The sequence below is a fragment of the Carnobacteriaceae bacterium zg-C25 genome (assembly GCA_017945845.1).
Taxonomy (GTDB): Bacteria; Bacillota; Bacilli; order Lactobacillales; family Aerococcaceae; genus WM01.
Map to the genome: position 1 here is coordinate 354,222 of CP072828.1, position 26,772 is coordinate 380,993.

The 26,772-nt window shown below is 34.7% G+C and carries 21 protein-coding genes, 1 pseudogene and 1 CRISPR repeat array (1 of these 23 cut by a window edge); of the genes and pseudogenes, 19 read left to right on the forward strand and 3 right to left on the reverse strand.

Features of this window, described 5'->3' with window-relative positions:
• Positions 1–43 precede the first annotated feature (43 nt).
• The 16 genes from pepT to J7S27_01815 all read left to right on the forward strand — a co-directional run bounded on the left by pepT (position 44) and on the right by J7S27_01815 (position 17,729).
• Entirely contained in the window at positions 44–1,273 is a 1,230-nt protein-coding gene (gene pepT, locus J7S27_01740) for a peptidase T (GenBank protein QTU83597.1), read from the forward strand.
• A gap of 81 nt (positions 1,274–1,354) precedes the next feature.
• Positions 1,355–2,020, forward strand: a complete 666-nt coding sequence (locus J7S27_01745; protein QTU83266.1) for a rhomboid family intramembrane serine protease — start codon at positions 1,355–1,357, stop codon at positions 2,018–2,020.
• A gap of 329 nt (positions 2,021–2,349) precedes the next feature.
• Positions 2,350–3,069: a hypothetical protein gene (locus J7S27_01750; GenBank protein ID QTU83267.1), complete on the forward strand. Its 720-nt coding sequence runs from the start codon at positions 2,350–2,352 to the stop codon at positions 3,067–3,069.
• Between the two features lie 2 nt (positions 3,070–3,071).
• Positions 3,072–3,788 (forward strand): CpsD/CapB family tyrosine-protein kinase, encoded by a 717-nt coding sequence (locus tag J7S27_01755; protein ID QTU83268.1) that lies wholly within the window; start codon positions 3,072–3,074, stop codon positions 3,786–3,788.
• Positions 3,789–3,869: 81 nt separating this feature from the next.
• Complete coding sequence (locus J7S27_01760) at positions 3,870–4,649, forward strand: hypothetical protein (GenBank protein ID QTU83269.1); 780 nt, start codon at positions 3,870–3,872, stop codon at positions 4,647–4,649.
• A gap of 143 nt (positions 4,650–4,792) precedes the next feature.
• Positions 4,793–5,980 carry a glycosyltransferase family 4 protein gene (locus tag J7S27_01765; protein ID QTU83270.1) on the forward strand — a complete coding sequence of 396 codons (1,188 nt, stop codon included), beginning with the start codon at positions 4,793–4,795 and terminating at the stop codon, positions 5,978–5,980.
• A 2-nt stretch (positions 5,981–5,982) separates the two neighbouring features.
• Positions 5,983–7,119, forward strand: a complete 1,137-nt coding sequence (locus J7S27_01770; GenBank protein QTU83271.1) for a hypothetical protein — start codon at positions 5,983–5,985, stop codon at positions 7,117–7,119.
• The gene (locus tag J7S27_01775; GenBank protein ID QTU83272.1) at positions 7,103–8,236 is read left to right on the forward strand and encodes a glycosyltransferase; all 1,134 of its coding nucleotides are present in this window, start codon (positions 7,103–7,105) and stop codon (positions 8,234–8,236) included. The genes J7S27_01770 and J7S27_01775 overlap by 17 nt, the downstream gene beginning before the upstream one ends.
• A gap of 10 nt (positions 8,237–8,246) precedes the next feature.
• Positions 8,247–9,281: a glycosyltransferase gene (locus J7S27_01780; protein ID QTU83273.1), complete on the forward strand. Its 1,035-nt coding sequence runs from the start codon at positions 8,247–8,249 to the stop codon at positions 9,279–9,281.
• A gap of 598 nt (positions 9,282–9,879) precedes the next feature.
• The gene (locus tag J7S27_01785) at positions 9,880–10,815 is read left to right on the forward strand and encodes a sugar transferase (GenBank protein ID QTU83274.1); all 936 of its coding nucleotides are present in this window, start codon (positions 9,880–9,882) and stop codon (positions 10,813–10,815) included.
• A gap of 395 nt (positions 10,816–11,210) precedes the next feature.
• The gene (ylqF, locus tag J7S27_01790) at positions 11,211–12,074 is read left to right on the forward strand and encodes a ribosome biogenesis GTPase YlqF (protein QTU83275.1); all 864 of its coding nucleotides are present in this window, start codon (positions 11,211–11,213) and stop codon (positions 12,072–12,074) included.
• Positions 12,061–12,840 (forward strand): ribonuclease HII, encoded by a 780-nt coding sequence (locus tag J7S27_01795; GenBank protein ID QTU83598.1) that lies wholly within the window; start codon positions 12,061–12,063, stop codon positions 12,838–12,840. The genes ylqF and J7S27_01795 overlap by 14 nt, the downstream gene beginning before the upstream one ends.
• A 315-nt stretch (positions 12,841–13,155) precedes the next feature.
• Positions 13,156–13,998 carry a PRD domain-containing protein gene (locus tag J7S27_01800; GenBank protein ID QTU83276.1) on the forward strand — a complete coding sequence of 281 codons (843 nt, stop codon included), beginning with the start codon at positions 13,156–13,158 and terminating at the stop codon, positions 13,996–13,998.
• Positions 13,999–14,064: 66 nt separating this feature from the next.
• Positions 14,065–15,444, forward strand: coding sequence for a PTS transporter subunit EIIC (locus J7S27_01805; protein ID QTU83599.1), 1,380 nt, complete (start codon positions 14,065–14,067; stop codon positions 15,442–15,444).
• A 37-nt stretch (positions 15,445–15,481) separates the two neighbouring features.
• Positions 15,482–16,924: a glycoside hydrolase family 1 protein gene (locus J7S27_01810; GenBank protein ID QTU83277.1), complete on the forward strand. Its 1,443-nt coding sequence runs from the start codon at positions 15,482–15,484 to the stop codon at positions 16,922–16,924.
• 55 nt (positions 16,925–16,979) lie between these two features.
• A complete protein-coding gene (locus tag J7S27_01815; protein ID QTU83278.1) occupies positions 16,980–17,729 on the forward strand; it encodes a ChbG/HpnK family deacetylase in 750 nt (249 codons plus the stop codon).
• 248 nt (positions 17,730–17,977) lie between these two features.
• Here J7S27_01815 and J7S27_01820 read toward each other — a convergent pair whose 3' ends face one another.
• From J7S27_01820 to J7S27_01830, 3 genes are all read right to left on the reverse strand, one after another.
• Complete coding sequence (locus J7S27_01820; protein ID QTU83279.1) at positions 17,978–18,802, reverse strand: hypothetical protein; 825 nt, start codon at positions 18,800–18,802, stop codon at positions 17,978–17,980.
• 119 nt (positions 18,803–18,921) lie between these two features.
• A complete protein-coding gene (locus J7S27_01825) occupies positions 18,922–20,001 on the reverse strand; it encodes an FAD-binding oxidoreductase (protein QTU83280.1) in 1,080 nt (359 codons plus the stop codon).
• A 10-nt stretch (positions 20,002–20,011) separates the two neighbouring features.
• On the reverse strand, positions 20,012–20,983 hold the full coding sequence (locus J7S27_01830; protein QTU83281.1) for an asparaginase: 972 nt from the start codon (positions 20,981–20,983) through the stop codon (positions 20,012–20,014).
• A 563-nt stretch (positions 20,984–21,546) separates the two neighbouring features.
• On the opposite strand from J7S27_01830, the gene cas9 reads away from it, so the two are divergent.
• From cas9 to J7S27_01845, 3 genes and pseudogenes are all read left to right on the forward strand, one after another.
• Complete coding sequence (cas9, locus tag J7S27_01835) at positions 21,547–25,596, forward strand: type II CRISPR RNA-guided endonuclease Cas9 (protein ID QTU83282.1); 4,050 nt, start codon at positions 21,547–21,549, stop codon at positions 25,594–25,596.
• Positions 25,596–25,771, forward strand: a pseudogene (locus J7S27_01840) (subtype II CRISPR-associated endonuclease Cas1). Before cas9 ends, J7S27_01840 begins: the two are co-directional and overlap by 1 nt.
• A gap of 383 nt (positions 25,772–26,154) precedes the next feature.
• Entirely contained in the window at positions 26,155–26,364 is a 210-nt protein-coding gene (locus J7S27_01845; GenBank protein ID QTU83283.1) for a hypothetical protein, read from the forward strand.
• A 214-nt stretch (positions 26,365–26,578) separates the two neighbouring features.
• Positions 26,579–26,772: a CRISPR direct-repeat array (repeat unit 36 nt; unit sequence GTTTTAGAGCTGTGTTGTTTTGAATGGTTCCAAAAC); it runs 301 nt beyond the window's last position.

The window sequence follows — 26,772 nt, forward strand, 5'->3', positions numbered from 1 at the left end:
CGATGATAAGATAGAACTAGTACAATTAAAGGAGAAATGTATGATGTCAGTTTATCCAAATTTATTAGAACGTTTTATTCGTTATTGTAAAGTGGACACACGCTCAGACGCGTCTAGTCGTACAGTACCAACAACGTATAAACAAGTTGAATTTACATTACAATTAAAAGAAGAATTGATGGCAATGGGATTGGAAGATATTCATTATGATGAAGCCAACGGTTTTTTAACAGCGACTTACAAAGGGAATGTTGAAGGTGCTAAAACAATTGGATTTATCTCACATGTGGACACAGCAGATTTCAATTCTGTAAATATTCAACCACGCATTCATGAAAACTATGACGGTAGTGATATTGCTTTAGATGCAGAGGGTAAATTCATTTTATCAGTAAATGAGTTTCCAAATTTAAAAGATTATTTAGGGGAAACGTTAATTACAACAAGTGGCGATACGTTACTAGGTGCTGACGATAAAGCAGGAATTGCTGAAATTTTAAGTGCTATTGAATTTTTACAAGCGAATCCGCATATCAAACATGGCGATATTCGTATTGCGTTTGGTCCCGATGAAGAAATTGGGCGTGGTGCTGATCTATTTGATGTCAAACGCTTTAATGCGGATTTTGCTTACACGATGGATAGTGGTCGTGTTGGACACATGGAATTTGAAACGTTTAATGCCGCGCAAGCCGAAATTCATATTAAAGGGGTTAGCGTGCATCCCGGTACGGCAAAAGATCGCATGGTAAATGCATTGAAAGTGGCTATGCAGATTGATGCGCAATTACCACAACAAGAGGTGCCAGAAAAAACGAGTGGGTATGAAGGCTTTTTCTTGTTACATAATTTAGACGGTACGATTGAAGAAGCGCGTATGGTGTATATTATTCGTGACCATGCTAAAGCAAAATTTGAACAACGCAAAGCATTACTTGAGTCAATTGTAAAACAAGTTAATGCGCAATTTACGGAAGAGCGTGTGACCATGCACTTGTTTGATCAATATTACAACATGCGTGATGTCATTGAAAATGATATGTCGATTGTCGAGTTAGCCAAAAATGCAATGCATTCGCTAGGCATTACGCCGATTGTTGAGCCGTTTCGTGGTGGAACAGACGGGTCTAAAATTTCACATTTAGGCTTACCAACACCTAACTTGTTTGTCGGAGGGGAAAACTTCCACGGTCGATACGAGTTCATCACACTAGAAGCAATGGAAAAAGCGACAGCATTAATTGTCAAAATTGTGGAAATGAATGCACAATAATCAAGCGAAACAGGTGATGTCGCTAGGCATCATCTGTTTTTTAGTTTACAATAACGATAAGATAAAGAAAGTGAGTATAATATGAAGCAATATTTAAAAGCGTATCCCGCAACGATGACACTCATTGCGGTGAATCTTTTGTTATTTGTCAGTACGACAGTTCAAGGTGGGAATAGTCAAGCCCTAATCAAATTGGGAGGGATGTATCCGTTACGTATTGCCGTATTTAATGAATATTGGCGACTGATAACAGCTGGCTTTTTACATTCAGGTGTGACGCACTTAATGACAAATATGTTTTCGCTATTTATTGTCGGCACGATATTAGAGCCGATATTTAAAAAAGAAAAATTTATTGGTATTTATATGGTATCGAGCATTTTTTCGATATCGTTTAGTTATGCGTTCGGCGCGGCAAATCGTGTGAGCGTCGGTGCAAGTGGCGCCATTTTCGGTTATTTTATTACGGTTGTCTTGCTCACTAAATTAGCGCCGTATCATCGCGGTGTCCGCGCACTATCTCAACAATTTCTGGCGACGGTTTTACTCAATGTTGCCTTGAGCTTCTTGCCGGGGATTGATTGGTTAGGTCATCTAGGTGGTGCGTTAGGTGGTGTATTGGCATTTTACATGTTTGGCTACTACACAACAAATCGGCAAAAGCAAATGTTGTTGATGAGTATATTTTTGATTGCCGTTGTGGTGTTAAATGTTATCGGCACAAAATCAGTGTATAGCTTATTTTAAATGGTAAACAAGTATTATGCGATGTATGTAAAAAGGGTCAGTTGATTTAATGGGATTGCACACGTGAATCGTCATGTATGAAGAGAGCAGTTTAATGGTATGTATCCATGTCAACAATGAGCAATACTGTATAATGGATATATCACTGTTTAAGTGAAAGCATTGATGATGGCGATAATAGGCGTTCTTTTAGCGTTGCAAAACCAACACAATAGAGCGTGAAGATGCCCAAAAGTGCTGGCATATCAAGGTGAATAGCTTCCATTTAAGTGTAAACAATGATAAAATGGAGTCTTTTGGAGCGTTATAATGAGAAAGAGAGTTTGGACATGTTATCAGAAAAGATTAGTTTAAAAGAGTTAGGCGGTATTTTGAAAAAATATTTTTGGGCAACGCTTGTAGCGATGGTTGTTGGTGCGGTTATCTCACTAGCTATCATGCTATTTTTAGTGAAACCTAAATATCAATCTGAAGCACAATTATTAGTGAATCAATACCAAAATGAAAAATCAGTCAATATTGGCGATATGCAATCCAATGTGTATGTCATCAATACGTATAAAGATATTATTACGGGACAACAACTGCTTGGCGAGGTGAGTCAGTCAATCGGGGGTGCTTATTCGGTATCACAAATACGTGATGCGGTGAGTGTAACGCAATCAGAAGGATCACAAGTTTTTTCTGTTAAAGTTGCGTTGGGCAATGCAAACGACGCACAAAAAGTGTTGTCTGAAATTATACGGTTGTTCCAACAAAAAATATTGCAAATTTTCCAAATGAATGAAAGTAGCGTATACGTTGTACAACCGGCAACCTTTAATGAAAAGCCAATTTCACCAAGACAAATTATATTTTTAGCGTATGGATTGATTGGTGGTCTAGTGATTGTTGTGCTATATGCCTTTATTAAAGAAGAAACAGAAAATACAGTTAAAAATGATGATTTCTTACAAGCGTTAGGCGTGACGAAATTAGGGAGTGTTCCGAGAATATCGGAAAAAGATATTCAAATGATGACGCAACGAAATCGACGTAGAAAGGTTTAAACATGTTTAAAAGTAGAGCGAAAAAAAGACAGTCACTAGAAAAGAAACGGGCCAATGGTGTGCCGTTAGTTGCGCATATTCAACCAAAATCTGTTTACGCGGAACAGTATCGTAACATTCGAACAAATTTATCCTTTTTAAATTTGGAAGGGCAGTTAAAAACATTAACGGTTACGTCGAGTATTCCAGGTGAAGGGAAATCGACCGTATCGATTAATTTAGCGTATGTGTTGGCAGCGACAGGCAAGCGTGTTGTTATTGTTGATGCGGATATGCGTAAACCGATAGTACATAAAAGTTTTAATATCCAAAATACAAAAGGGTTGTCTACACTGTTTGCACATCCCGATGTAAATGTTGTAGATGCAGTTCATTATGAACCAAAATTGGATTTATATGTTTTACCGTCCGGTCCGATTCCACCAAATCCATCCGAAATGTTGTCATCGAGTCGAATGAACGTCATTATTGATGACTTGAAAAGACATTTTGATATTGTGATTTTTGATGTGCCACCAGTTGGGATTATATCCGATGCCGTTATTGTATCGACTAAAACAGATGGAACAGTGCTAGTTGTTCGTCAAGACTATGTGACAAAAAAAGAAGTGCTACATTCAAAACAAACATTAGAAAATGTGGGTGCTAAATTATTAGGCTATGTGATGAACGATCAAGAATTAGATAATGATTCTGACTATGTGTATTATGGAGAATAGTGAGTTGTTTTTGAACGTCTAAACGATGGTTTTGTAAACAACAAAAAATAGGTAGCATCACTGTTAGAATAGAGGGATAAAATGATTGATATTCATGCACATTTATTACCAGATGTAGATGATGGTGCACAAACCATAGAAGAATCTATCGCACTAGCTAAGCAAGCTGTTTTAGACGGTATCACACAAATGGTATTAACACCACATTACAATCAACGCTTTATTAACCATAAAGACGATGTCATTACTGCCGTAGAACAGTTGCAACGCATTTACGATAGTCAAGACATTCCGTTGCGTGTTATGCCGTCTCAAGAGATTCGACTGACTAAAACGTTAGTAGATGACATTTTATATGGAGACGATTATTTATCGTTAGACGATACGGGAAAATATTATTTGATTGAATTTCCAACAAAAACGATACCAGATGATGCGTTATCGATACTTGAGGAGTTAGTTTCACAAGGGATAACGCCTATTATTGCGCACCCAGAAAGAAATCATGTGTTTGCCAAAAATTTAAAAAAATTACGACAATTTATTGAATTGGGTTGCTTAGCGCAAGTGACCAGTCATTCGTATCTTGGTACATATGGTGAAAAATTGCGACACGTTAGCCATGAGATGATTAAACAAAACCTTGTGCATGTTATTGCAACCGATGCGCATCATTCAGTGAAAAGGCCTGTTATTTTAAATGCAGCGTATCAACAATTGGAAAAAGAATTTAGTCGTGATACGGCAACCTATTTTCAAAAAAATGCTGAAGATATTGTTTTAGGAAAAGATATCAATAGACGTCCACCAACAAAAAGCAATTGGCTGGGTGATGTTTTAAATAAATATTTTAAAAAATAGTTTTTATCATAACGTATGAAAATGTCATAACTTAGAAACACCACAAAATAGGGCGATAGGCACAACTAAACAGATTATCTCGTAAAAGCAAGTAGACCATACATTTGTCCAGCTTTATGGGTAAATGAGAATGCGAGGAATAGATGGAGAAAATTTTAATTACAGCAACGACTGCTTATATGATAAAATCTTTTGAATTGCCGAATATCAAATTATTGCAAGATATGGGCTATGACGTAGAAGTTGCAGTCAGCTTTGATCAGTCTGAAAATCCTATGGATGAACAAAGTATTGAAAATTTTAAAAAAACATTATCCGATATGAACGTTACATTTTATGATGTACCGTTTACCAATTCAATTAGTGATATTAAAAAACATCGATTCGTTTATAAACAGATTAAAGCATTAGCTAAAATGAATCAGTATAGCGCCGTTCACACGCATACGCCGTTTGCCAGTGTGATTACAAGATTTGCGCTTCGGAAATTTAAAAACATTAAAAAAATATATACGGCACATGGTTTTCAATTTGCGAAAGGGGCATTCAAATTAGATTGGCTCATATTTTATCCAATAGAAAAATTCATGTCTAAATATACAGATGCTTTGATTACCATTAATCATGAAGATTATAATTTGTTGGCAGATAAACATTTTTCAATGAAGCACGCTTATATGATCAACGGTGTTGGTGTTGATCATGATTTATTTTATCGATTACCTGAAAACACCATCCGTACACTTAAAACGCAGATGGGTATCGCACCAGATCGAAAAGTGTTATTGTACGTCGCGTCATTCACATCTCGAAAAAATCACGACTTTTTACTCGAAGTGCTTCGTCACATTAAAGCAAAAGACGCCAACGTTTTGCTTTTGTTATCTGGAGCCGGGAATGAAGAAGATAGAATAAAAGCTTTAGTTATCGAAAAAGGTTTGCAACATCACGTCACATTTTTAGGGTACAACTCAAACATTAACAATCTCATGAATGTTGCTGACGTGTTAGTCTCTACCGCTAAAAGAGAAGGTTTACCTGTCAACGTCATTGAAGGTTTGCTCGTTGGGTTGCCTTGTGTTGTTAGTGATGTGAGGGGCAATCGCGATTTAGTTGTAAATGAAAAAAACGGGTACGTTTTACCCTTTGAAGCAGAATTGTTTGCCGATAAAATTTTGCATATTTTATCCGATAAACAACTCTATCAAAACATGTCAGCGGCGTCTTTAAATTTGAGCAATCAATATACGTTAGAAACCGTAGAACAAGAAATGAAATCAATTTATTTATCCATACTAGGAAATGCGAGTACGAAATTAATAGGAGGCTAATCGTGGAATTTAAAATCAATAAATATAGTTTATTAACGATTTTCTTCTATTTCATTATGACAACTCTATTTTTCTTATTATCGTTAGAAAAAAATATGGGGATTTCCTTTGCTTTGTTTGGTGGAGGCGATGATTCACTAGGGTATTGGTATTTTCTTCAAAACAAATTAAATGGCCTTCCTTATATTAAAACGTCGATTTATGTTGATTTTATCGGTTTTTTTATTCAAATCACAGGATTAAATTCGCCTTATTTTGTCCGATTGCTAAATATAGGAGCTTTATCCGGTCTTATCTTTTATAGTAATCGTTTGATTAGATTACAATCATCTAGTGAAAAAGCGGTAAAAATGTCCAATATCATCATCATGTTTTACGCTTCCATTTTAACGATTACAACATTGGGCATTTATCGAGATATTTGGATTTATTTTTTCTTTATGATGACAGTCTACTATAGTTATGACGTCATATTGAATAAACGTATCGTATCACTAATTATGTTTGTTGTTAGTTTCTATTTCTTATTTGGTTTTAGGGGCTATGCCGCCCTTTCGATCGTGCTTGGTATTGGTGTGTATTTATTTTTTAAACATGTCAAAAATTATAAGCGTCTATTGCTCATTGCAATTGTTTTATTTGCCATTTACTATACGTTTTTTAAGCAAATTAAAATAGCCGGATTTAGTTTGACCAATGCGTTGGCTTATCGAAATTTAAATATGACAGAATTTTCTGGTGGGTCCAATTTATACATACCGTTGGATGTAGACAATATTTTTGTCTTTTTATTTAACTATGCACAATCGTATATTTACAATTTATTATCCCCGTTTCCTTGGCAAATTACAGGATTAGGAACACTTTTAGTTTTCGTAACGGAGTTTTTCTTCATGATTGCGATGTTACTGTCTATTTATAAAAAGAAAAGTGAAATTTCGCCATTAGGAAAATACGCTCTAATTCAGGCGTTTGTGTGGAACATGATTATCGCCTTTACAAATGATAATATCGGAACAGCCTCAAGACTTAGAGTCATCTCTTGGATACTCATTATTGGTGTGTTTGTATCGCTTTATCATAAAAAAGTGCAGAAACCGCAAAAAACAGGAGTAACCATTGATGATGCAGCAATCTAAAAAGAGAGTATTACACTATGTTAGTGTGTGGGGCAATGGTGGCGTAGAGAAAATTATTACGAACATCATTCAAAAATCTGGAGATAACTATCAACACGATTTGTTTGTAGCGCGCCATTATGTGAATGATAATATATATGAAATGCTGTTGAAAAAACACCACGTTAAAATTTACATCAATACAGAAAAAAGTATTTTTAAAGGTTTAAAAAATGTGGCGTCTCAACAGTTGTATGATTTAGTGCATATTCATACGGCGCATCGCGTTGAAAATGCTAAGGCAATCCTTGCAAAATTAGCCTTTCCCAAAGCAAAAGTCTTACTATATTGTCATACGGTCTCATTAAGCGATGGGACTTTTAAATTAAAAATCAGAGAATGTTTAGATTTTTTAGGGGTGGGATATGTATCACGATTTTTTACGGATAAAAGCTTAGCCGTTTCGCAATTGGTGCTTGAAGATGCCTTTTTCAAACAAGATATTCGAACAGCAAAAGCAAGTGTTTTTTATGCTGGCATTGATATGCAAGGTTATCAATTTGATGAACACGCTCGAAAATCAACTCGGCAAACATTAGGTGTTGAAGAGGATGAGTTGCTACTAGGGCATATCGGTCGCGTGGCGATGTCTAAAAACCCGGAGTATTTACTCGATATTATCATTCCGTTTTTAAAACAAGAGCCCAAAGCAAAATTTTTGTATATTGGTAAAGGCGATATGCAAGAAAGTATTGATAAACGCATTTTAGAAAGCGATGTTAGCGATCGCATTTTAAGAATTGAACAAGTTGAAAATGCGAAACACTATTTGATGGCAATGGACATCTTTGTTTTACCCTCACTTTCAGAAGGATTGCCACTCGTCGCTTTAGAAGCGCAAACGACAGGTCTTCCTTGTGTACTGAGTGACACCATTTCAAAAGATACACAAGCAACCGATTTAGTGTCGTTTGTTGCCTTGAGTGATCCACTAGATGCGTGGTATATACATTTTAAAAAGACGAAAAACAATCGTTCCCACTATTATGAACAAATGAGTGCTAGTGCATTTAATGACAGTATTGCCATGCGTAAATTGAGCCAATTGTATGACGATTTATTAAATGCTACATCATAGGAGAAAGAAAATGAAAGTTTTACATTTGTTGAGAAGTCATGTGTTTTCAGGCGCAGAAAATGTGGTCTGTCAAATCATCAAACTCTTTTCAAACACAGCCATTCAAATGGTGTATGCTTCTCCTAAAGGGCCGATACAAGATGTGCTATTACAAAAAAATGTGGATTATTTACCTTTAGACAAACTTAGTGTCAAAGAAACGAAGCAAGCAATCAAAACCTATCATCCAGATGTGGTTCATGCTCATGATGTGAGTGCAAGTATTATAGCCGCGTTAGCGTGTCCTAAGTCGGTTAAAATTATTTCGCATATTCATGTCAATCATGCAAACATGGCAAAAGTAAATGTCAAAACCGTGTTGTATCACTTGTTTTCGAAACGATTTGAAAAAATCATTTGGGTGTCAAATTCTTGTTATTCGGAATATCGGTTTAAAGAAAAAGTGGCGCACAAAAGTATCGTTTTAGCGAATGTCGTTGATGGAGACGATATTCAAAAAAGAAGTGACGTATTACAAACTGAACACTACGACGTTATTTATGTTGGGCGATTGACCGATCAAAAAAATCCTTTGAAGCTTTTAGATGTTTTGGAAAAAGTAATTGCTAAAAAATCGAATGTTAAAATGGCGATAATCGGCAGTGGCGATATGAAAGAGCAAGTTTTAAACGTTGCCAAAGAAAAAAATTTGTTGAAGCATATTGTATTTCATGACTTTATCGTGAATCCATTGCCCTATTTAAAAAATGCTAAGGTGATGGTCATGACATCTAGATTTGAAGGTTTACCCATGGTTGCTTTAGAATCTTTAGCGTTGGGAACGCCTATCGTGTCGACTGCGGTTGATGGATTGAAAGACATTATCGAAAATGGTGTCAATGGATTTTTGGCGGACGACAGTTGCGTATTAGCCGATAAAATAGTGGCAATTTTATCTGATGAAAAATTGGCAAATTCACTATCTCATGGAGCGATAAACAGTTTTTCAAACATCAACAATATCGACAATTATAAACAGCAAATGGAAAAAATTTATCAAAAATAAACGATAAGCTTGGGGCAGAGCGTACGCCATAAAGTTGATTTTACCTATCAATTGACGTTAAAAACTGTAAAAAATGATATCGTTTTGATGATTGAATACAATAAAATGCTTTATATAGCGCTTTTGCTTGAAAAATATAAAAAATGTGTTACGATAGTAACCTTATAACTTTAATGATATTTCATACAATCCGTATCCTTTGAAAAAGTGATGTCCACTTTATTTTAGGCTATACAGTTTATATGAATGTCCAATTTACAAATGACAAAATGGTTTTGTGAAAATCGTTTTGCCACTAATCAATTATATGATTTTTAATTGTTATAAATTCCGAACAATACGATGGAGTTTATAGCGAAAATATCTCAATTTATATATATATATATATATATCCAAGCATATACGTTCGTAAAATATGAACAGTACATTAGCGTGTTTCATAGCGTGTTCATGTTAAACAAGCTATGTGTGAAACAGCTGTTATGGATAATATTTGTAGATAGAAATTGGGCATTAGTTATTTTATATAACTTGTATAGAATAAAACTTTACTAAAGCAAAATAGTAAAGAAATGAATAGAAATAAAGTAGGAATTTTATGAACGTTATTGTTATTTTGAATCAAACCGATATAAAAACGTGTGAATCTAACATCAAATCATTTGTCAATTTAAACTATCCGGAAAAGCAGGTAGAAGATTACATCACGTATGAAGAATGGGTAGAAAAAAGAGAGACACTTAAAGAAAGTTATACGTTGTTAGCTTACAAATTACCAGATCCTATATTGGAAGAACTTGCCGTAGACGCATTCGCTAGAAATTGTGATTTAACCGTCATTCCAAATAAGGCGCAATTACTATTGGCTAATCCAAAAATTGCGTATGTTGACGATATACCCGTTTTCCATTATCACTATTCAGTAAAAAATTCTAGAAAAATTCAACTCGTCATCAAAAGATTATTCGATATTATCGTCAGTAGTATTGCGGTATTACTCGTTTCGCCAATCTTACTCTTGGTAGCAATTTGTATTAAAATCCAAGATGGTGGACCTGTCTTTTATTCGCAAGAAAGACTGACACTAAATGGAAAAGTTTTTAAAATTTTAAAATTTAGAAGTATGCGAATAGATGCCGAAAAAGACGGGGTTGCGCAATTTGCGAAAAAGAACGATAGTCGCATTACACCTATTGGTAAATGTTTAAGACATAGCCGTATAGATGAACTACCACAACTCATTAATATTCTTGTTGGCGATATGTCAATCGTAGGGCCAAGACCTGAAAGACCAGAAATTGTTGCGAGTAAATTAGCGGAAATACCGGATTTTAATGATCGATTAAAAGTCAAAGCTGGCTTGACGGGTTTAGCGCAAGTTGAAGGGAAATACAATACCGATTTAAAAGACAAATTAGTATTAGATATTCTCTATATTACACGTTTTAATTTGTGGTTAGATATCAAAATCATGTTTAAAACAATAGGCGTTTTATTTTCTAAAGTAAAAGCCGAAGGTATTGATGACGAATAAGTCTGTCATTAAACGTTTGATGAAATAATTGAAAATTTAAAAAAGTAAATGATGACAAGAGATAGCACTTAACAAAAGTTGAGTGGCTATCTTTTATTTTGCGTGATGGTCTAAGTTTATATAAGGAGATAGGCTTTTTATAAACGGTTATGACATTGATTTAGTGGTTTGTTCATAGCATTGTCATAGTGTTAGTCTTTTATTGTCGGCGTGTTTCTGTTATAGTAGACGTGGTTATAGTTGTGAGCGTATGCGAACTAACGTCAGTTATTGGTAAATACGATTTTTTTACGGTTGCCTTTAAAACACACCAAAATAAAAAGGCGACAACGTTCAATCAATACTGTTTTAATTTTAAAAGCAAGATAAAATCTTGGTATGAAAGGATTTAAAAAATGTCTAATATTCAATGGTTTCCGGGGCATATGGCAAAGGCGCGTCGTCAGGCAATCGAAAAAATGTCGCTTGTTGATGTGGTGGTTGAGTTAATTGATGCGCGTATTCCGTATTCGTCGCGTAATCCGATGATTGATGAAATTGTGAATCAAAAGCCACGTTTAATCGTCTTAAATAAAATTGATTTAGCCGACGACAAAAAAACAGGTGAGTGGGTAAATTATTTCAAATCCTGTGGGCATTCCGTATTGACGATTCAAGCAAAAGATGGCAAAGGGTTAAAACAAATTCAAGATAAATTGAAAGAAATTATGTCGGAAAAGTTGGAGCGCCTACGTGCCAAAGGGTTGAAAAATCGTCCAATTCGATTGATGATTCTAGGTATTCCAAACGTTGGCAAATCCACCTTAATCAATCGTTTTATTAAAAAGAATAAAGCGGAAACCGGTAATAAACCAGGGGTAACGAAAGGGCAACAATGGCTCAAACTAGGAAAAGAGTTTGAATTGCTGGATACACCGGGAATTTTATGGCCGAAATTTGAAGATCAAGAAATTGGTAAAAAATTAGCGTTGACGGGTGCGATTAAAGATACCATCTTCAATCAAGAGACTGTAGCGTTATTTGCGATTGATCATTTTTCACGCTATTATGCAGAACCTTTCAAAAAATCGTTTGGTTTAACCGATGAAAATTTAGATTTGCCAAATACGGAATTGTTAATTTATATGACGAATCGAATGGGCTTAAAAGACGATTATGATAAAGCGTGTGAAAAAATTGTATTTGATATTCGTTCGGGTAAATTAGGTGGTTACACATTAGATGAAGTAAGTGAAGTGGGAACGCCTGATGAAAATTAGTGAAATTAAACAATTGTTCAGTACGTTAAATTCTCCCGATGAGATTCCACTAGAGATTTTAAATGATGAACGCGTTGGTGTACAAAAAGAAATTCGCCGTTTTCGTAACGTGTATGAGAAAAAAGTGGCACTACAACAGCGACACGAAAAAATGTTGATGTTTGAACAATTAAAGCGTTGTGAAGGGTATCGTTATATTGCGGGTATTGACGAGGTAGGACGTGGACCTTTGGCTGGGCCTGTGGTAGCAGCGTGTGTTGTGATGAAAGAAGATTCGCATCTTTTAGAGGTGAACGACTCTAAAAAATTGTCGTTAGAAAAACGGGACACCTTATATGATTTGATTTTGTCACAAGCACTAGATTATGGTATTGGTGTGGTGTCTTGTGAAACGATTGATGACATCAACATCTATGAAGCTACGAAAGTCGCGATGCAACAAGCCATTGATCAAATGACGGTAAAACCAGATTATTTGTTAATTGATGCGATGAAATTGAATAACAGTATCCCACAAGAAAATTTGATTAAAGGGGATGCAAAAAGTTATAGTATTGCATGCGCCAGTATTGTGGCTAAAGTGACACGTGATCGCATGATGGCTGATTATGACAAACAGTATCCGGGTTATGCCTTTGCTGAAAATGCAGGGTACGGTACAAAAAAACATTTAGAAGGATTATCAAAACTGGGTATAACGCCCATTCATCGAAAAACATTTGAACCTATTAAAAGTATGTTGCAAAATAAAAATGGTGATGTATAGGTTGTTAAAATAGGACAATCTATGAAATAGAATGAACACCTAATAAAAGAGTAGAGATGTAACATCTGCGTCTGCAAATTACAATAGTAAGTTAGCTACTTCAAGCAAAAAGTAAATTTTATCGCAAATTTTATTTATAAAGAAATTGACACCGTTTACAAAAACGTGTAGAATGACAATATAATAATTAGGATTGTAACTCTTCGGGAGGCATTACCAAACTCAAAAGTAAGGGGTGGGGTGTGTCTACGAAGAGTTTTTTGTCGTATTATCACTGATATGAAGAAACGGATTAATAATTAAAGGTAGAAAGATATGAGAGTTGTAAAAAAAATAAATAATAATGTTGCAGAATGTATTGATAGCAATGGTAAATATTTGATTGCCTTTGGAAAAGGTATTGGTTTTCCGAAAACACCATATGATTTAACAGATTTATCTAAAATAGATATGACTTTTTATCATTTAGACAAGCATTTTCAATTACTAATTAATGAAATTCCTGAAAAATTGATGCTTTTAAGTGTCGAAATTGTTCAAAACGCTCAGAATAAAGTACAAGGGAGACTTAATCCAACTCTAGTGTTTAGTCTTGCAGATCATATTCAATTTGCGATTAAACGTCTCGAAGAATTTAAAGAGATGAAAATTTTATTTTCTCAAGATGTTGCACAGTTATATCCTTTGGAAATGCGTATAGCACAAGAAGCGTTGATTTTAATCAATGATCGATTGTCAGTATCCTTACCTGATAGTGAGGCGACAAGTATTGCGATGCATTTTATTAATAGTCAGACTGAAAGTTCAATTGATCATACATCTCAAGTTATTGAGGAAATGATTGAAGTGATGACGCAAACTATTGAAAATCAGCTGGATATAACAGTTAATCGGCAAGAATTTAATTACCAACGATTTCAAGCTCATGTACGCTATTATCTCAAAAGAGTTCGGCAGCAAGAATATTTTATTGATGGAAATGCTATTATTTTACAAGAGCTTCAAGAAAAACAGCCTCGAATCTACCAAGTTGCCGTCACTATTTTTGATTATGTTCACCAATCATTTGGGTTTGCACAATCGGATGATGAATTATTGTATTTGATGATTCATATCAATAGATTATATGAAAAAAACAAGAGTGAATCATTAATATAGTCTAAATAACTAGTGACTAATAATAGTCAACTTTACATAATATAAACTAAAAAGGAGTAAATAATGATGAATACAAAATATGAAGAATTATCCAATAATATTTTAGATTTAATCGGAGGGAAATCGAACGTTACGTTCTTTACGCATTGTGTAACGCGCTTGCGTTTTAATGTAAAGGATAGAAGTCTTGTTAAAAAAGAAGAGATTGAAGATATCGAAGGTGTTTTAGGGACTCAGTGGCAAAACGAACAATTTCAGATTATCATTGGGCAGTCAGTAGGAGATGCTTACAACCTTATTTCTCACAAAACAGGGCTAGGAACACAAAGTGAACTATCTGAAAATAATGTAGATTTAGAAGATTTACCGAAAAAATTCGAAATCGGCGCAATTTTTAATGCTATTACAGCCTGTATTACCCCACTTATTCCTCTTTTAATAGGTGGAGGAATGGTTAAAGTACTTGCGCTAGTATTAGAAATTTCAGGTATACTCACAACTGACAATTCGACACATATGGTATTAAGTTTTGTTGGGGATTCAGTGTTTTATTTCTTGCCAATATTTGTTGGAGCTACAGCAGCTCGAAGATTTGGTGCCAACATGGGATTGGGAATGCTAATCGGTGCGATGTTTATTCATCCAGCTTTTATTTCTGCAGTAACAGCAGGTACACCACTTAATTTTTTAAATATCCCAATTTATCCAGCATTTTATGCAAGTACAATTTTTCCTGCAATTTTATCTGTATGGCTAATGACGCCAATTCAAAAGTTTTTTGGGAAAATTTCTCCTGAGTATATTCGTGCTATTACTGAGCCTCTGTTGACTATTTTAGTCATGATTCCGATAGCGCTTTGTTTAACAGGGCCCGTAGGTGCATTTTTAGGAAATTATTTATCAGCAACAATTATTTGGATTTATGACGTAACAGGCTTTTTGGGGGTAGGTGTTTTGGCGGCTATTATGCCGTTTGTGATTATGACGGGAATGCATTCTTCATTGTTCCCTTACACCATTAATTCGTTAGCAACTTTAGGGTTAGAGCCTATTGTTGGAACTAGTATGGCTATTTCAGGAATGACTCAGGCAGCAGCGTGTTTAGGGGTAGCTTTGAAGTCAAAATCTAAACGTGTAAAATCTGTTTCAATCGGTGCATTTACTACAGCGTTGTTCGGAGGTGTAACAGAACCAGCAATGTATGGTGTTACACTGAAATATAAAACGCCAATGTATGCGTCAATGATAGGTAGTTTAGTTGGTGGATGTGTTGCTGGGTTTGGTAAAGCAGCTATGTATGCCTTGCCAGGAGCAGGTGGAGTCGCTATTTTTCCTGTATATATGCCTGGGGGGCTTGCGAATGTACTTTGGTTAGTAGCTGGGGTTGTAGTGGCTATGATTTTGACTTGTATTATCACATATGTATCATATTCTGATGCAGAATAAAGGGTGTTGTTGATTTTTAAAAAGTTTGGAGGAATTTATGTTGATGTTTAATGAAAATTTTTTATGGGGTGGAGCAACTGCCGCTAATCAATTTGAAGGTGCATGGAATGTGGGAGGAAAAGGTCCAAGTACTGCTGATGTTTTAACAGATGGTACACACTCATCTCCACGAAGAATTACAAAGCAGATTGAGCAAGATGCCTATTATCCATCTCATAAAGCGAGTGATTTTTATCATCGTTATAAAGAAGATATTGCGCTTATGGGCGAGATGGGGTTCAAAGTATATCGCATGTCAATTGCGTGGACGAGAATTTTTCCAACGGGCATTGAAGATGAACCAAACGAAGAGGGATTAGCTTTTTATGATAATGTATTTGATGAATTAAAAAAATACAATATCGAACCTTTAGTTACGATTTCACATTATGAGATGCCACTTTATTTGTCGCAAAAGTTTAATGGTTGGTATAGTAGAAAGTTAATTGATTTTTATTTAAAATATTGTAAAGTTATTTTTGAACGGTTTAAGAATAAAGTAAAATACTGGTTACCTTTAAACGAAGTGAATTGTGGAGCATATCCTTTTGGTAATTATATCAGTTTAGGGATATTGAACGATGGTACTGAAAATGCAATATATCAAGTAGATGATGTTCAAAAAAGATATCAAGCTTTACATAATCAACTTGTTGCAGGTGCGAAAGTAGTAAAATTAGCTAGAGAAATTAATCCCGATTTTAAATTAGGTTGTATGATTGCTTATATGCAAAGTTACCCGCTGACATGCCATCCAAAAGATGCATTACAATGTCAAAAGCAAATGGGAATTGGTAATTTTTATTGTGCTGATGTTGTGGTACGAGGGAAATATCCATTTTTTGCAAAACGGTACTGGGAAGAAAATGGTATCCATATTGTTATGGAACCTGAGGATGAAATAGCTCTAAAAGAAGGGACAGTAGATTTCTTTGCATTCTCATATTACTCATCAAACTGTATTTCACATGAAGAAGAAAAGCAAAATACAACTGAAGGGAATATTGTAGGTGGTATTACTAACCCTTATTTGACAACAAGTGAGTGGGGGTGGCAAATTGACGCAGAAGGTCTTCGGTATGCCTTGAATGAGTTATATGCACGATACCAGATTCCGATGATGGTGGTAGAAAACGGGCTTGGTTCATATGACAAATTGGAAGAAGACGGCAGTATACATGATGACTATCGCATTGCCTATATCAAAGAGCATATTAAAAATATGGCTGAGGCGATTAAAGATGGTGTAGACCTTATCGGCTACACACCTTGGGGTTGTATCGACTTAATCAGTGTATCGACAGGTGAAATGGAAAAACGCTACGGATTTGTGTATGTGGATTCGGATAATAAAGGAAATGGTACTTTTAATCGATACAAGAAAGATTCATTCTATTGGTACAAAAAAGTTATTGCGTCAAATGGTCAAAATATTGATTAGACATCTGAATCGTTTATATTAAGACTTTAATATTCGTCTATATGGGAGGTTTATTATGAAAAAACTTTTACTTCGTGCAGACGACCTTGGTTATTCTGAGGCAGTCAACTATGGTATTGAAAAATCAATAAAAGATGGTTTAATTAGAAGTCTAGGTGTTATGGTCAATATGCCCGCTACGCAACATGGCGTGAATTTAATTAAGGGGTATGATATAGCGTTTGGAGTGCATGCAAATATTTGTGTCGAAAGGCCTTTAAGTGACCCGCGTTTGATTCCGAGTTTGGTTGATGAGCGTGGTGGCTTTAAGTCTTCTAAAATCTATCGTCAAGCCAAAGAAGATTTTGTTGTTTTTGAAGAAGTCATTATTGAAATTGAAGCACAATATCATCGCTTTGTTGAACTCTTTGGTCGTAAACCGGATTATTTTGACGGACATGCTGTGGCTTCAAAAAATTTCTTTAAAGGATTGGAATATGTAGCCGATAAGTATAACTTGAAATATTCAGGTATTCCAGTTGATAACAAGCCTTTGAAAATTGGACAATCTTTAGTGAAGTTCAATATTGAATCTTGGTCTCCAGATTATAGTCCGTATCATATGCTTGAAAATATGGCGGAGAATGCAACGGATGATGTGGTACAATTAGGGATTTTTCATCCGGGATACTTAGATGCTTATATTTTATCAAATTCAAGTTTAACGATACCCCGGACTCAAGAGGTTGAGGTTTTAATTGATAAGCGAACCAGATTGATGCTACAAGAATATGATGTTCAATTGATAGATTATAGAGAATTATAATGTATTGATGCTATGTCAAATGGGATTGAACCTAATAAAAGAGTAGTGATTTCATATCTATTGCGTCACTACCAGACTGTTGACAACAAAAGTGTCAGCAGTCTTTTTGTCGTTTTATAACAGTTGGTGTTGGTGGCTTGTAAATGGGCTATCAACACTTATGGCGTACGATAGATTAAATCGCCGTCAAAAAACCGATAGAAAAACGTGTTTTCTATCGGTTTATTTAATCTAGTCTCAAACTGTATTTAACGCATAAAAAAGGTTTGAATAATAAGTGTTACTACGGCAATTGCATAAGCTGGTGGGTCGATATGTGTACGTGTGTTTGTATTTAGTAAACGAGCAGTTAGTTCAAATAAAAACCATGCACCAACACCGAATAAAATGGCAATACTAAAGTTTTGGAAAGCCATATAAGCCAACCCGGCAGAAATACCGATATGGTGACCTACGAAAAATTTTGCACCGAAAATGGTAAAGAAAAATAAAAATGCACCAATACCAAAACCAAAGGCGGCTATATGAGTGATCGAAACAGTCCAAGCAATCACTGCTGAAAATGCACCGGAATACAACATCCCAAATAACAACTCTTTAGATGAAAAGGATAAGTTGAGATGTGGCGATAAAATTTTACCATCTCCAAAATGGATACGTGTGATAATCCCTGTTACGATAATACCCACTGCCCCACCGTCTACTTTTAAACCAAGCACTTGTGTAAAGAAATAAGCGCTGATTAAACCAATGATTGCGTATAGTCCACCGTATAATAAAGCGACGGCATTTTGTGTTTCAAATGGTGATTTATCAATGCTGTTTCCCGTAAATTGCCCAATGTTCTTTTTACCTAAATAAGCCGTTGCGGCTACCGCTCCTGCAAAAGCAATGTGAGGACCGAAAAAGTACCCGAATGCCACATCGTTTAAAAATGCGGTGCCACCACCTAAATATTGAATAATTGACCCGATAATTACAAAGAAACCGGTCAATCCAATTGATGGAACCGCTCCAATCGTTGCACCAAAAACACCACCAAAGAACGCAAAAATCAATGATTCTACTGTCATTATGAACTCCTTTAAAATCTTTTATAACTTCATTTTAAAAGGGTTGATTGACTTTGTCTAATAAGTATAAGTTATAGATAGTATTAAGCCTCATCGGTTATTTATCGGTTATCTATCGATTAAGGGGTATTTTTTTGTATATAGCGTTCAGGATTAAACGCGCTAATGTCTTCGTGTAACGGTTGATTGTTGATGAGTAGTGTTAATAAATACGCAATGTAAGGGCCATTTGTCAAACCAGAAGAGCCTAAACCACTACCTACAAGTAATTGATGAGATGCGGGAACTTGCCCAAAGCATGGCAAATAATCACTTGTAAAGGCACGCGTACCAACACGTGTGGAAGCGATGTCCACCGTTTTTAATGACGGCATCCATACACTTGCGCTAGATTTCATATCGTTGAGTAAGGCTAAATCGACTTGATGATCAAACCCCATATTTTTTTCGTGGGTTGCGCCAATAACCCAATGCCCACTGTCGAATGGCAACAAGTCAAATTCACTTTGCGGAATGATGACCGGATAATTGTGGGTGTGTGTATTTTCTAGTTGTACCGTAAACAATTGTCCTTTTTGTGCTGTAATATCAACGGTATAATCAAGTGCTTCTAAAAGTTCTTTTGTATAGGCACCAGCACAGACAACGATTTTATCGAAATGGCGAAGCGATGATATAGTTGTGCGTTCGCTTATAAATGTAGCGCCATTTTGAAGAGCCGCTTGTTTGACGGTCTGTAAATAAGAGCGTCCATCAATGCACGCACCACCTGAAATAAATAGACCATCTTGCTCTGTTTGTAATTCAGGAATACGTTCCATAATTTCGTTAGCACTTAATCGCTTAATGTCACCGATGAACGCGTCGTTTTGACGACGTTCGTGTGCTAAAGTTTCTAATTTGTTGAGTAACGCTTCACTCTTTTTAAAATAGATGGCACCATTTTGACGGTAAAAAGTAGTGTCGATACCGTCATTTTGTAAATCAGCAATTAATGTTTTGTAAAAACGGGCACCATTGGCTGTTAAACGATACCAGTCTTTATTGCGTCGTTGCGACAACCATGGGCATATAATACCTGCAGAAGCGCTAGTGGCTTGATTGCGTCCGTCATCAAATAAGGTGACATCGTGTGTTTTGGATAAATAGTAAGCAACTGTCATGCCGACAATGCCTCCACCAATAATGGCAATTTTCATATTTGTCTCCTTACTGCATTGCAAAGTAGTGTGCAATGGGTTGCTCAATAGAAGTGTTCAGCAGAACCATTAATTTCAATCGTGCTTTCTGTCCGCTAAGCCCTGTTGTGAAAATAATGCCTTTATCACGTAGCTGCTTTCCACCACCTTCATAATCGTAAACGTCTTGCGTCACACCGTTAAACGCACGCGATACAAGGACGATAGGAATGTTATTCGATAACAGGCGATCGATTGCCGGAAGGGTGCTAGGTGGCAAGTTGCCGGCGCCAAGCGCTTCAATAATGACCCCGTTCGTATGTGGCGTATTGACCGCGTCGAACAATTCTCCACTAATACCGGAATAGGCTTTAATCAGATGAATATTTTGATGGTTCAAAGCGTCAACGTTATAGCGTTCATGCGTTGTTAAATGTTGAAAGTACAATACGCGATTTTTGGATATAATGCCAAGTGGGCCAAAGGTAGGGGTTTGGAAAGTCGCTAAGTTTGTCGTGTGTGTTTTAGTGACATATTTTGCACTATGAATTTCATCGTTCATGACAACGACGACACCTTTTTCGACAGTATTGGCATCTAAAGCAACAAGAATCGCATTTTGTAAATTGATTAAGCCGTCCGAACCTAGCTCGTTGCTTGGACGCATTGCCCCTGTAATGACGATAGGCAGTTGCTGACCGACCGTTAAATCTAAAAAGTATGCCGTTTCTTCCAACGTGTCGGTACCATGTGTGACAACAATGCCGTCATAACCTTCTTGAATGGCGCGTTCAATTCGTGTTTTTAAAACAAACATTTCTTTAGGGGTGATGTGCGGGCTAGGTAATTGAAAAATACTTTCCTGTTCCAACGTCGCCAAGTGGCCGAACTGTTTAGATAACGTAATTAAAGGATTTTGTTGTGTTGGCGTTACATGTCCAGTTGTTTCGTTTTCTTGCATGGAAATTGTGCCGCCAGTATGTAGAAGCAATAATTTTTTCATTGTCAGACGTTCCTTCATTTCAATTCAATTATTTTCATATATTATAGCTGAAAAAGGGGGAAATCGTCCAATCATCAATTAGAAAAATGGCAAAAAATAAACAGTGTTCAATCGACTAAAAATTAAAAAATAGCCTCTTAAAAAAAGAGAGGCACTAGTCGTTTATTAAAGTGTGAAATAAGCTGAAATTTGAAAGAAAAATAATGTCAATGTAAAAAAAGTATGCGTCTAAATGAAAGGTATTAAAATCGGAATTTGTGTGCGTTATTTGAAAAAATAATCGAAGAAAAAAGTTTTTTATTAGTGGATAAACCCGTTGAATGATTGATGTGAATACCATTTGACACAGCGTAAAATGAGTAGTATGGTATGGAAAATAGATACATTATTGAAAGCGCTTCAAATGCTTTGTAAATAAAAAAAGTGCCGGAACGGCACACAAATTTGTTAAAGGACAAAGCCTTATTTTAACTCGCTATGTTGTTTTGAATGGTCTAACATCATTATAGTATCAGCTTTTGTTAAATATGTAAAGCGCTTTATTTTCAAATGGGAGGGGTTTCATGTCGAAAAAATATTCAATTGGTTTAGATATAGGTGTCGGATCTGTTGGTTATGCTGTTGTGATGGATGATTATCGTGTACCGGTTAAAAAAATAAAAGTTTTAGGGAATACAGATAAGAAGTATGTGAAAAAAAGTTTGATGGGTTCTTCTTTATTTGAACCGGCTGACACAGCAGCAGAAAGAAGAATACATCGAACGACAAGACGTAGATATAACAGACGTCGTAACCGTTTGTTGTATTTACAAGACATTTTTGCAGAAGAGATGATGAAAGTAGATAAAAACTTTTTTCATCGTTTAAGTGAAAGTTTTTTGCAAGAAGATGATAAAAAATTATCGGAATCTAAATATCCGATTTTTGCAACATTGGAAGAAGAACGGCACTATCACAAGACGTTTAAAACGATTTATCATCTTAGAGAATATTTAGCCAATACAACTGAAAAAGCTGATTTACGCCTTGTTTATTTAGCGATTGCACATATTTTAAAATATCGTGGACATTTTCTCCTTGAAGGGGCACTGGATGTGTCAAATATAGGTGTTCAAAAAAATTTTGAAGAGTTTTTATCAGAGTACGAAGGACATTTTGGACGTTTAAATAAAATAAATGAGCATTTATATGAAGAGGAATTGACACGTAAACTCAGACAAAGTAAAAAAGTGGAAAATATGATGAAATTTTTTCCAGATGAGTTGTCAAAAAGTGCTTTGAAATATTTTGTTAAGTTGATTATTGGAAATAAAGTAGATTTTAAAACAGTATTCAAACTAACAGAAAAATTTGACCTACAATTTTCAAGTGAAACTTATGAAGAAGAAGTAGAAGCTCTTTTAGCAATTATTGGTTTAGATTATGAGCCTTTATTTGAGTATGCTAAAAAAGTTTATGAGTCGATATTATTATTTGATATTTTAAGAGATAGTCCCTTAGATTCTAAAGCCCCGCTATCTTCTAGTATGGTTGTGAAATATCATGAACACCATCAAGACTTAAAAGATTTAAAACAGTTCTTTAAATTATATCTTCCTGATAAATATGGTGTGATGTTCAAAGATAAAAGTCAACAAGGATATGCAGGATATATTTCTGGTGAACATAAAAAAGTTGGTTCCACATTTACATCTACGGCTAAACCTGTTTCTCAAGAAGCCTTTTATAAATATACGGAAAAGCTTATTGATAAAATTCCAGAAGGACAGATATTTATTGATAAAATAAAAGAACAAACTTTCCTTAACAAACAACGTTCGTATGCCAACGGCGTTATTCCGCATCAAATTCACTTACAAGAATTAGAGGCTATTTTGGAAAGTCAAGGAAAGCATTATCCATTTTTGAAAGACAACGCCGACAAAATCAAACAAATATTAACGTTTAGAATCCCTTACTATGTAGGCCCTCTAGCAAATGGACAAAGTGAGTTTGCTTGGTTGTCTAGAAAATCAAACGAACCTATTCGTCCTTGGAATTTTGAAGAAATTGTCAATGAAGAAGAATCTGCGAAACGATTTATTGAAAAAATGACACTATTTGATACATATTTACCTGATTGCCGTGTTTTACCTAAACATAGTTTAATTTATGAAAAATATATGGTATTTAATGAATTAACAAAAGTTAGATTCCAATTTAATGGAGGTCAATGGGCTTACTTATCGACACAAGACAAACAGAAAATATTTGATGCATTATTTAAAAAATATAGAAAAGTCACTTATAAACAGTTGATTCGTTTTATGGAAAATGAATTGCAGTTTTATGATTTTAAATTGAAAAATGTACAAAATGATGCAGCGTTTAATGCATCGTATAGTACATATATAGACTTGTTAAACGTTTTTTCTAAAGATTTTTTAGATGATGTGAAAAATGAAGCACTTATTGAAAATGTGATTCATATTTTAACTATTTTTGATGATCGAAAAATGATTGAAAAACAGTTATTTGATTTAGGTATACTTGATGATGCGATAATTAAAAAATTATCTCGTAAGAAATTTACTGGGTGGGGACGTTTGTCAAAAACATTATTACATGGGATACGAAATAAAGAAAACGGAAAAACGATTTTAGATTATTTGATAGATGATGAATTAAATAATCGTAATTTCATGCAGTTAATTCGTGATACATCATTGTCATTTAAAGAGGAAATTGAAAAAGCGCAAGTACAACAATTAGAGTTAGATAATAATGAAGAACTTGTTGCCTCTCTTTCAGGTAGTCCAGCAATTAAGAAAGGTATTTTACAAAGTCTTAAAATTGTTGATGAAATTATTCGTGTTATGGGAAATCAATTACCAGAAAATATTGTGATTGAAATGGCAAAAGAGCATCAAACAACGAAAAAAGGAAAAGATAATTCAAAAAAAAGATATGAAACGATTGAAAAAGGTCTGAATGATTTAGGAAGTGAGTTATTAAAGCAAGAGCCTGTTGCGGATAATCGATTACTGCATAAAGAGAAACTGTTTTTATATTATTTGCAAAATGGAAAAGATTTATACACTGGTAAGGATTTAGACATAAACTTTTTATCACAGTACCATGTTGATCATATTGTGCCAAGAAGTTTTATTAAAGATGATTCAGTTGATAATAAAGTATTAACTTCGGCTAAAGAAAATGCTAAAAAAACAAATGATGTACTTGATTCAGACATCGTGAGAAAAGAAAGTTTGTTTTGGAAAAAATTGCATGCAGTAGGTTTAATAAGTGATAAAAAATTAAGTCGTTTAATGAAGCAAGAATTGACAGTTGAAGATAAAATGCGATTTATTCAACGACAAATTGTGGAAACACGTCAAATTACAAAACACGTTGCGCGTTTATTAGATGATAAATTCAATAAAGAGATAGATAATGACGGTAGAAAAATAAGACGCGTAAAAGTGATGACGGTTCATGCTAATATTGTTTCTCGTTTTAGACGAGAATTAAAGTTGTATAAGTTAAGAGAAGTTAATCCATATCATCACGCTCATGATGCTTACTTACTAACAGTGGTAGCCGATGTATTGTTGAAACTTTATCCTCAAATGGAAAAAGAATTGGTATATGGCAGTTATATCAAACACGGTACTTTTGACCAAAATGGAATGAAAGCAACTCAAAGACATGCAATGTATAATAAAATCCTCTCCTTTATGCAGAAAGAAAGACTTGTGGATACATTAACTGGTGAAGTTGTTTGGGATAAGGAAGGTATGAAAGAGAAGTTAGGGCATGTGATATATAACATGCCGGTAACAGTGACGAAAAAAACGGAGATTCAAACGGGAAGGTTGTATAAAGAATCAAATAAGCCGGCGGGATATAACAATAAGTTGATTGATAGAAAACAACATTTAAATGCGGCGAGATACGGTGGTTTTATTGAACCTACAGAAGCCTATGCGGTTTTCGTCAAATATGTGGATCAATCTAAAAAGAAACCAAAAGAAGTGTCTAAAATCATTGGTATCAATCTACTTGAACGAATGACGTTCGAAAAAGATGAACGAGCTTATTTAACGTCGTTAGGTTTTGAAAATATTAAAATATGGTTTAGATTACCTAAATATAGTTTGTTTGAATTTGAAAATGGCAGACGTCGATTATTAGCTACCTCAAACGAATTACAAAAAGGGAATTATTTGCGTTTGGATAAACCTTTAACAGAATTATTATATCATGCCGTAGCGTTAGGAAAGACAACTGTTGATAGTGAAGATACATATAGTTTGGAAGAAAATAGACATCTGTTTGATACATTATTTGAACGAGTGGTAGAGTTTAATCAATATCTTTTAATAGATAAATCATTTAATGAGTTAAAGCGTTTATATGATGAAAATAAAAATAGTGATATTGAAGCGATTGCGGAATCTTTCGTAAATTTAATGACGCTCGCATCTTTTGGTGCACCTGCTGATTTTAAATTTTTTGATACAAAAATCGTAAGAACAAGATATACAAGTATAAGTGAGTGCTACCAAGCAACATTAATTTATCAATCTGTTACAGGTTTATACGAAACACGTATTGATTTAGGAGCATTGTAATGGGATGGCGAACAGTTGTTGTTAATACACATTCAAAATTAGCGTGTAAAAACAACCATTTAGTCTTTAAAGATGCGTATAAAACAGAAATGATTCATCTTTCTGAAAATTACTCGAAACAACAGATATACTGTTGACAACGATGTTAATTAAACGTCTAGTTGATGAGAATAGATGATTGCTATGAAGTAATCAAACGTAGTCAGTAAATGACAACAAACTATCGGAAAATAATTTCCGATAGTTTGTTGTGATGTTTGTGATGTATTATGCTATTTAAAAAAATAGAAGAAAAAGATGTGTATATTATAAAAAATGTATAATGATGGTAAATTCATTATAACTATTGTAGAAGTTTAAAAGACAAAAAAACAACCACAAAAACAATCGAAGCAAGACAAGCATAAGAAAGTTAAGTAGTTGTTTACAAGGAAAAGAGAGTGAAAACTCTCGAAATCCTTATGAAGACTATAACATGTTAAAAGAGAGAATGAAATACATACTCATATATTTTGTTGTTTACTTAATATACAAATGGATAGAAAGAGATGATGACGAATGACAGAAAAAAGAAAAGGTTATAAAGACATACAACAACAATTAGAAGCTGATAAGCGGTGGAACGAAAAGAATAGAGAACATCGAAATTATTTAAACGATAGAAGTAAAGCGAGAAGTTTCATCAGAAACAAAGCAACACAAGAAGATTTAAACGAATTAAAGGTACTGATACAAGAACGAGAAGAACAATTGAAATATATGGAGTAGGAAAACGCTACGAAAAATCTTTTACAATTCTTATTGAAGATTCAGCGATTTATATAATAATAGAAAAATTGAAAAATATCGTAATTTTATAAGAGAAATTATATTGTTTTAACGTTAATCATATGCATATGTTATAATCGAAGTAAAAGACCATTCAAAACTGAAATTTTGCTAGAATGAGCAGTTTGATGATAAACCGAAAAGACAATTTGAGGTTTTAGAGCTGTGTTGTTTTGAATGGTTCCAAAACAATGCATGTCACATTAGAACAAATAACAGAGTTTTAGAGCTGTGTTGCTTTGAATGGTTCCAAAACATAAAATCTACTTACTAATGAATGATAGACGTTTTAGAGCTGTGTTGTTTTGAATGGTTCCAAAACGTATAGATAACTTCTGTGATGTTACC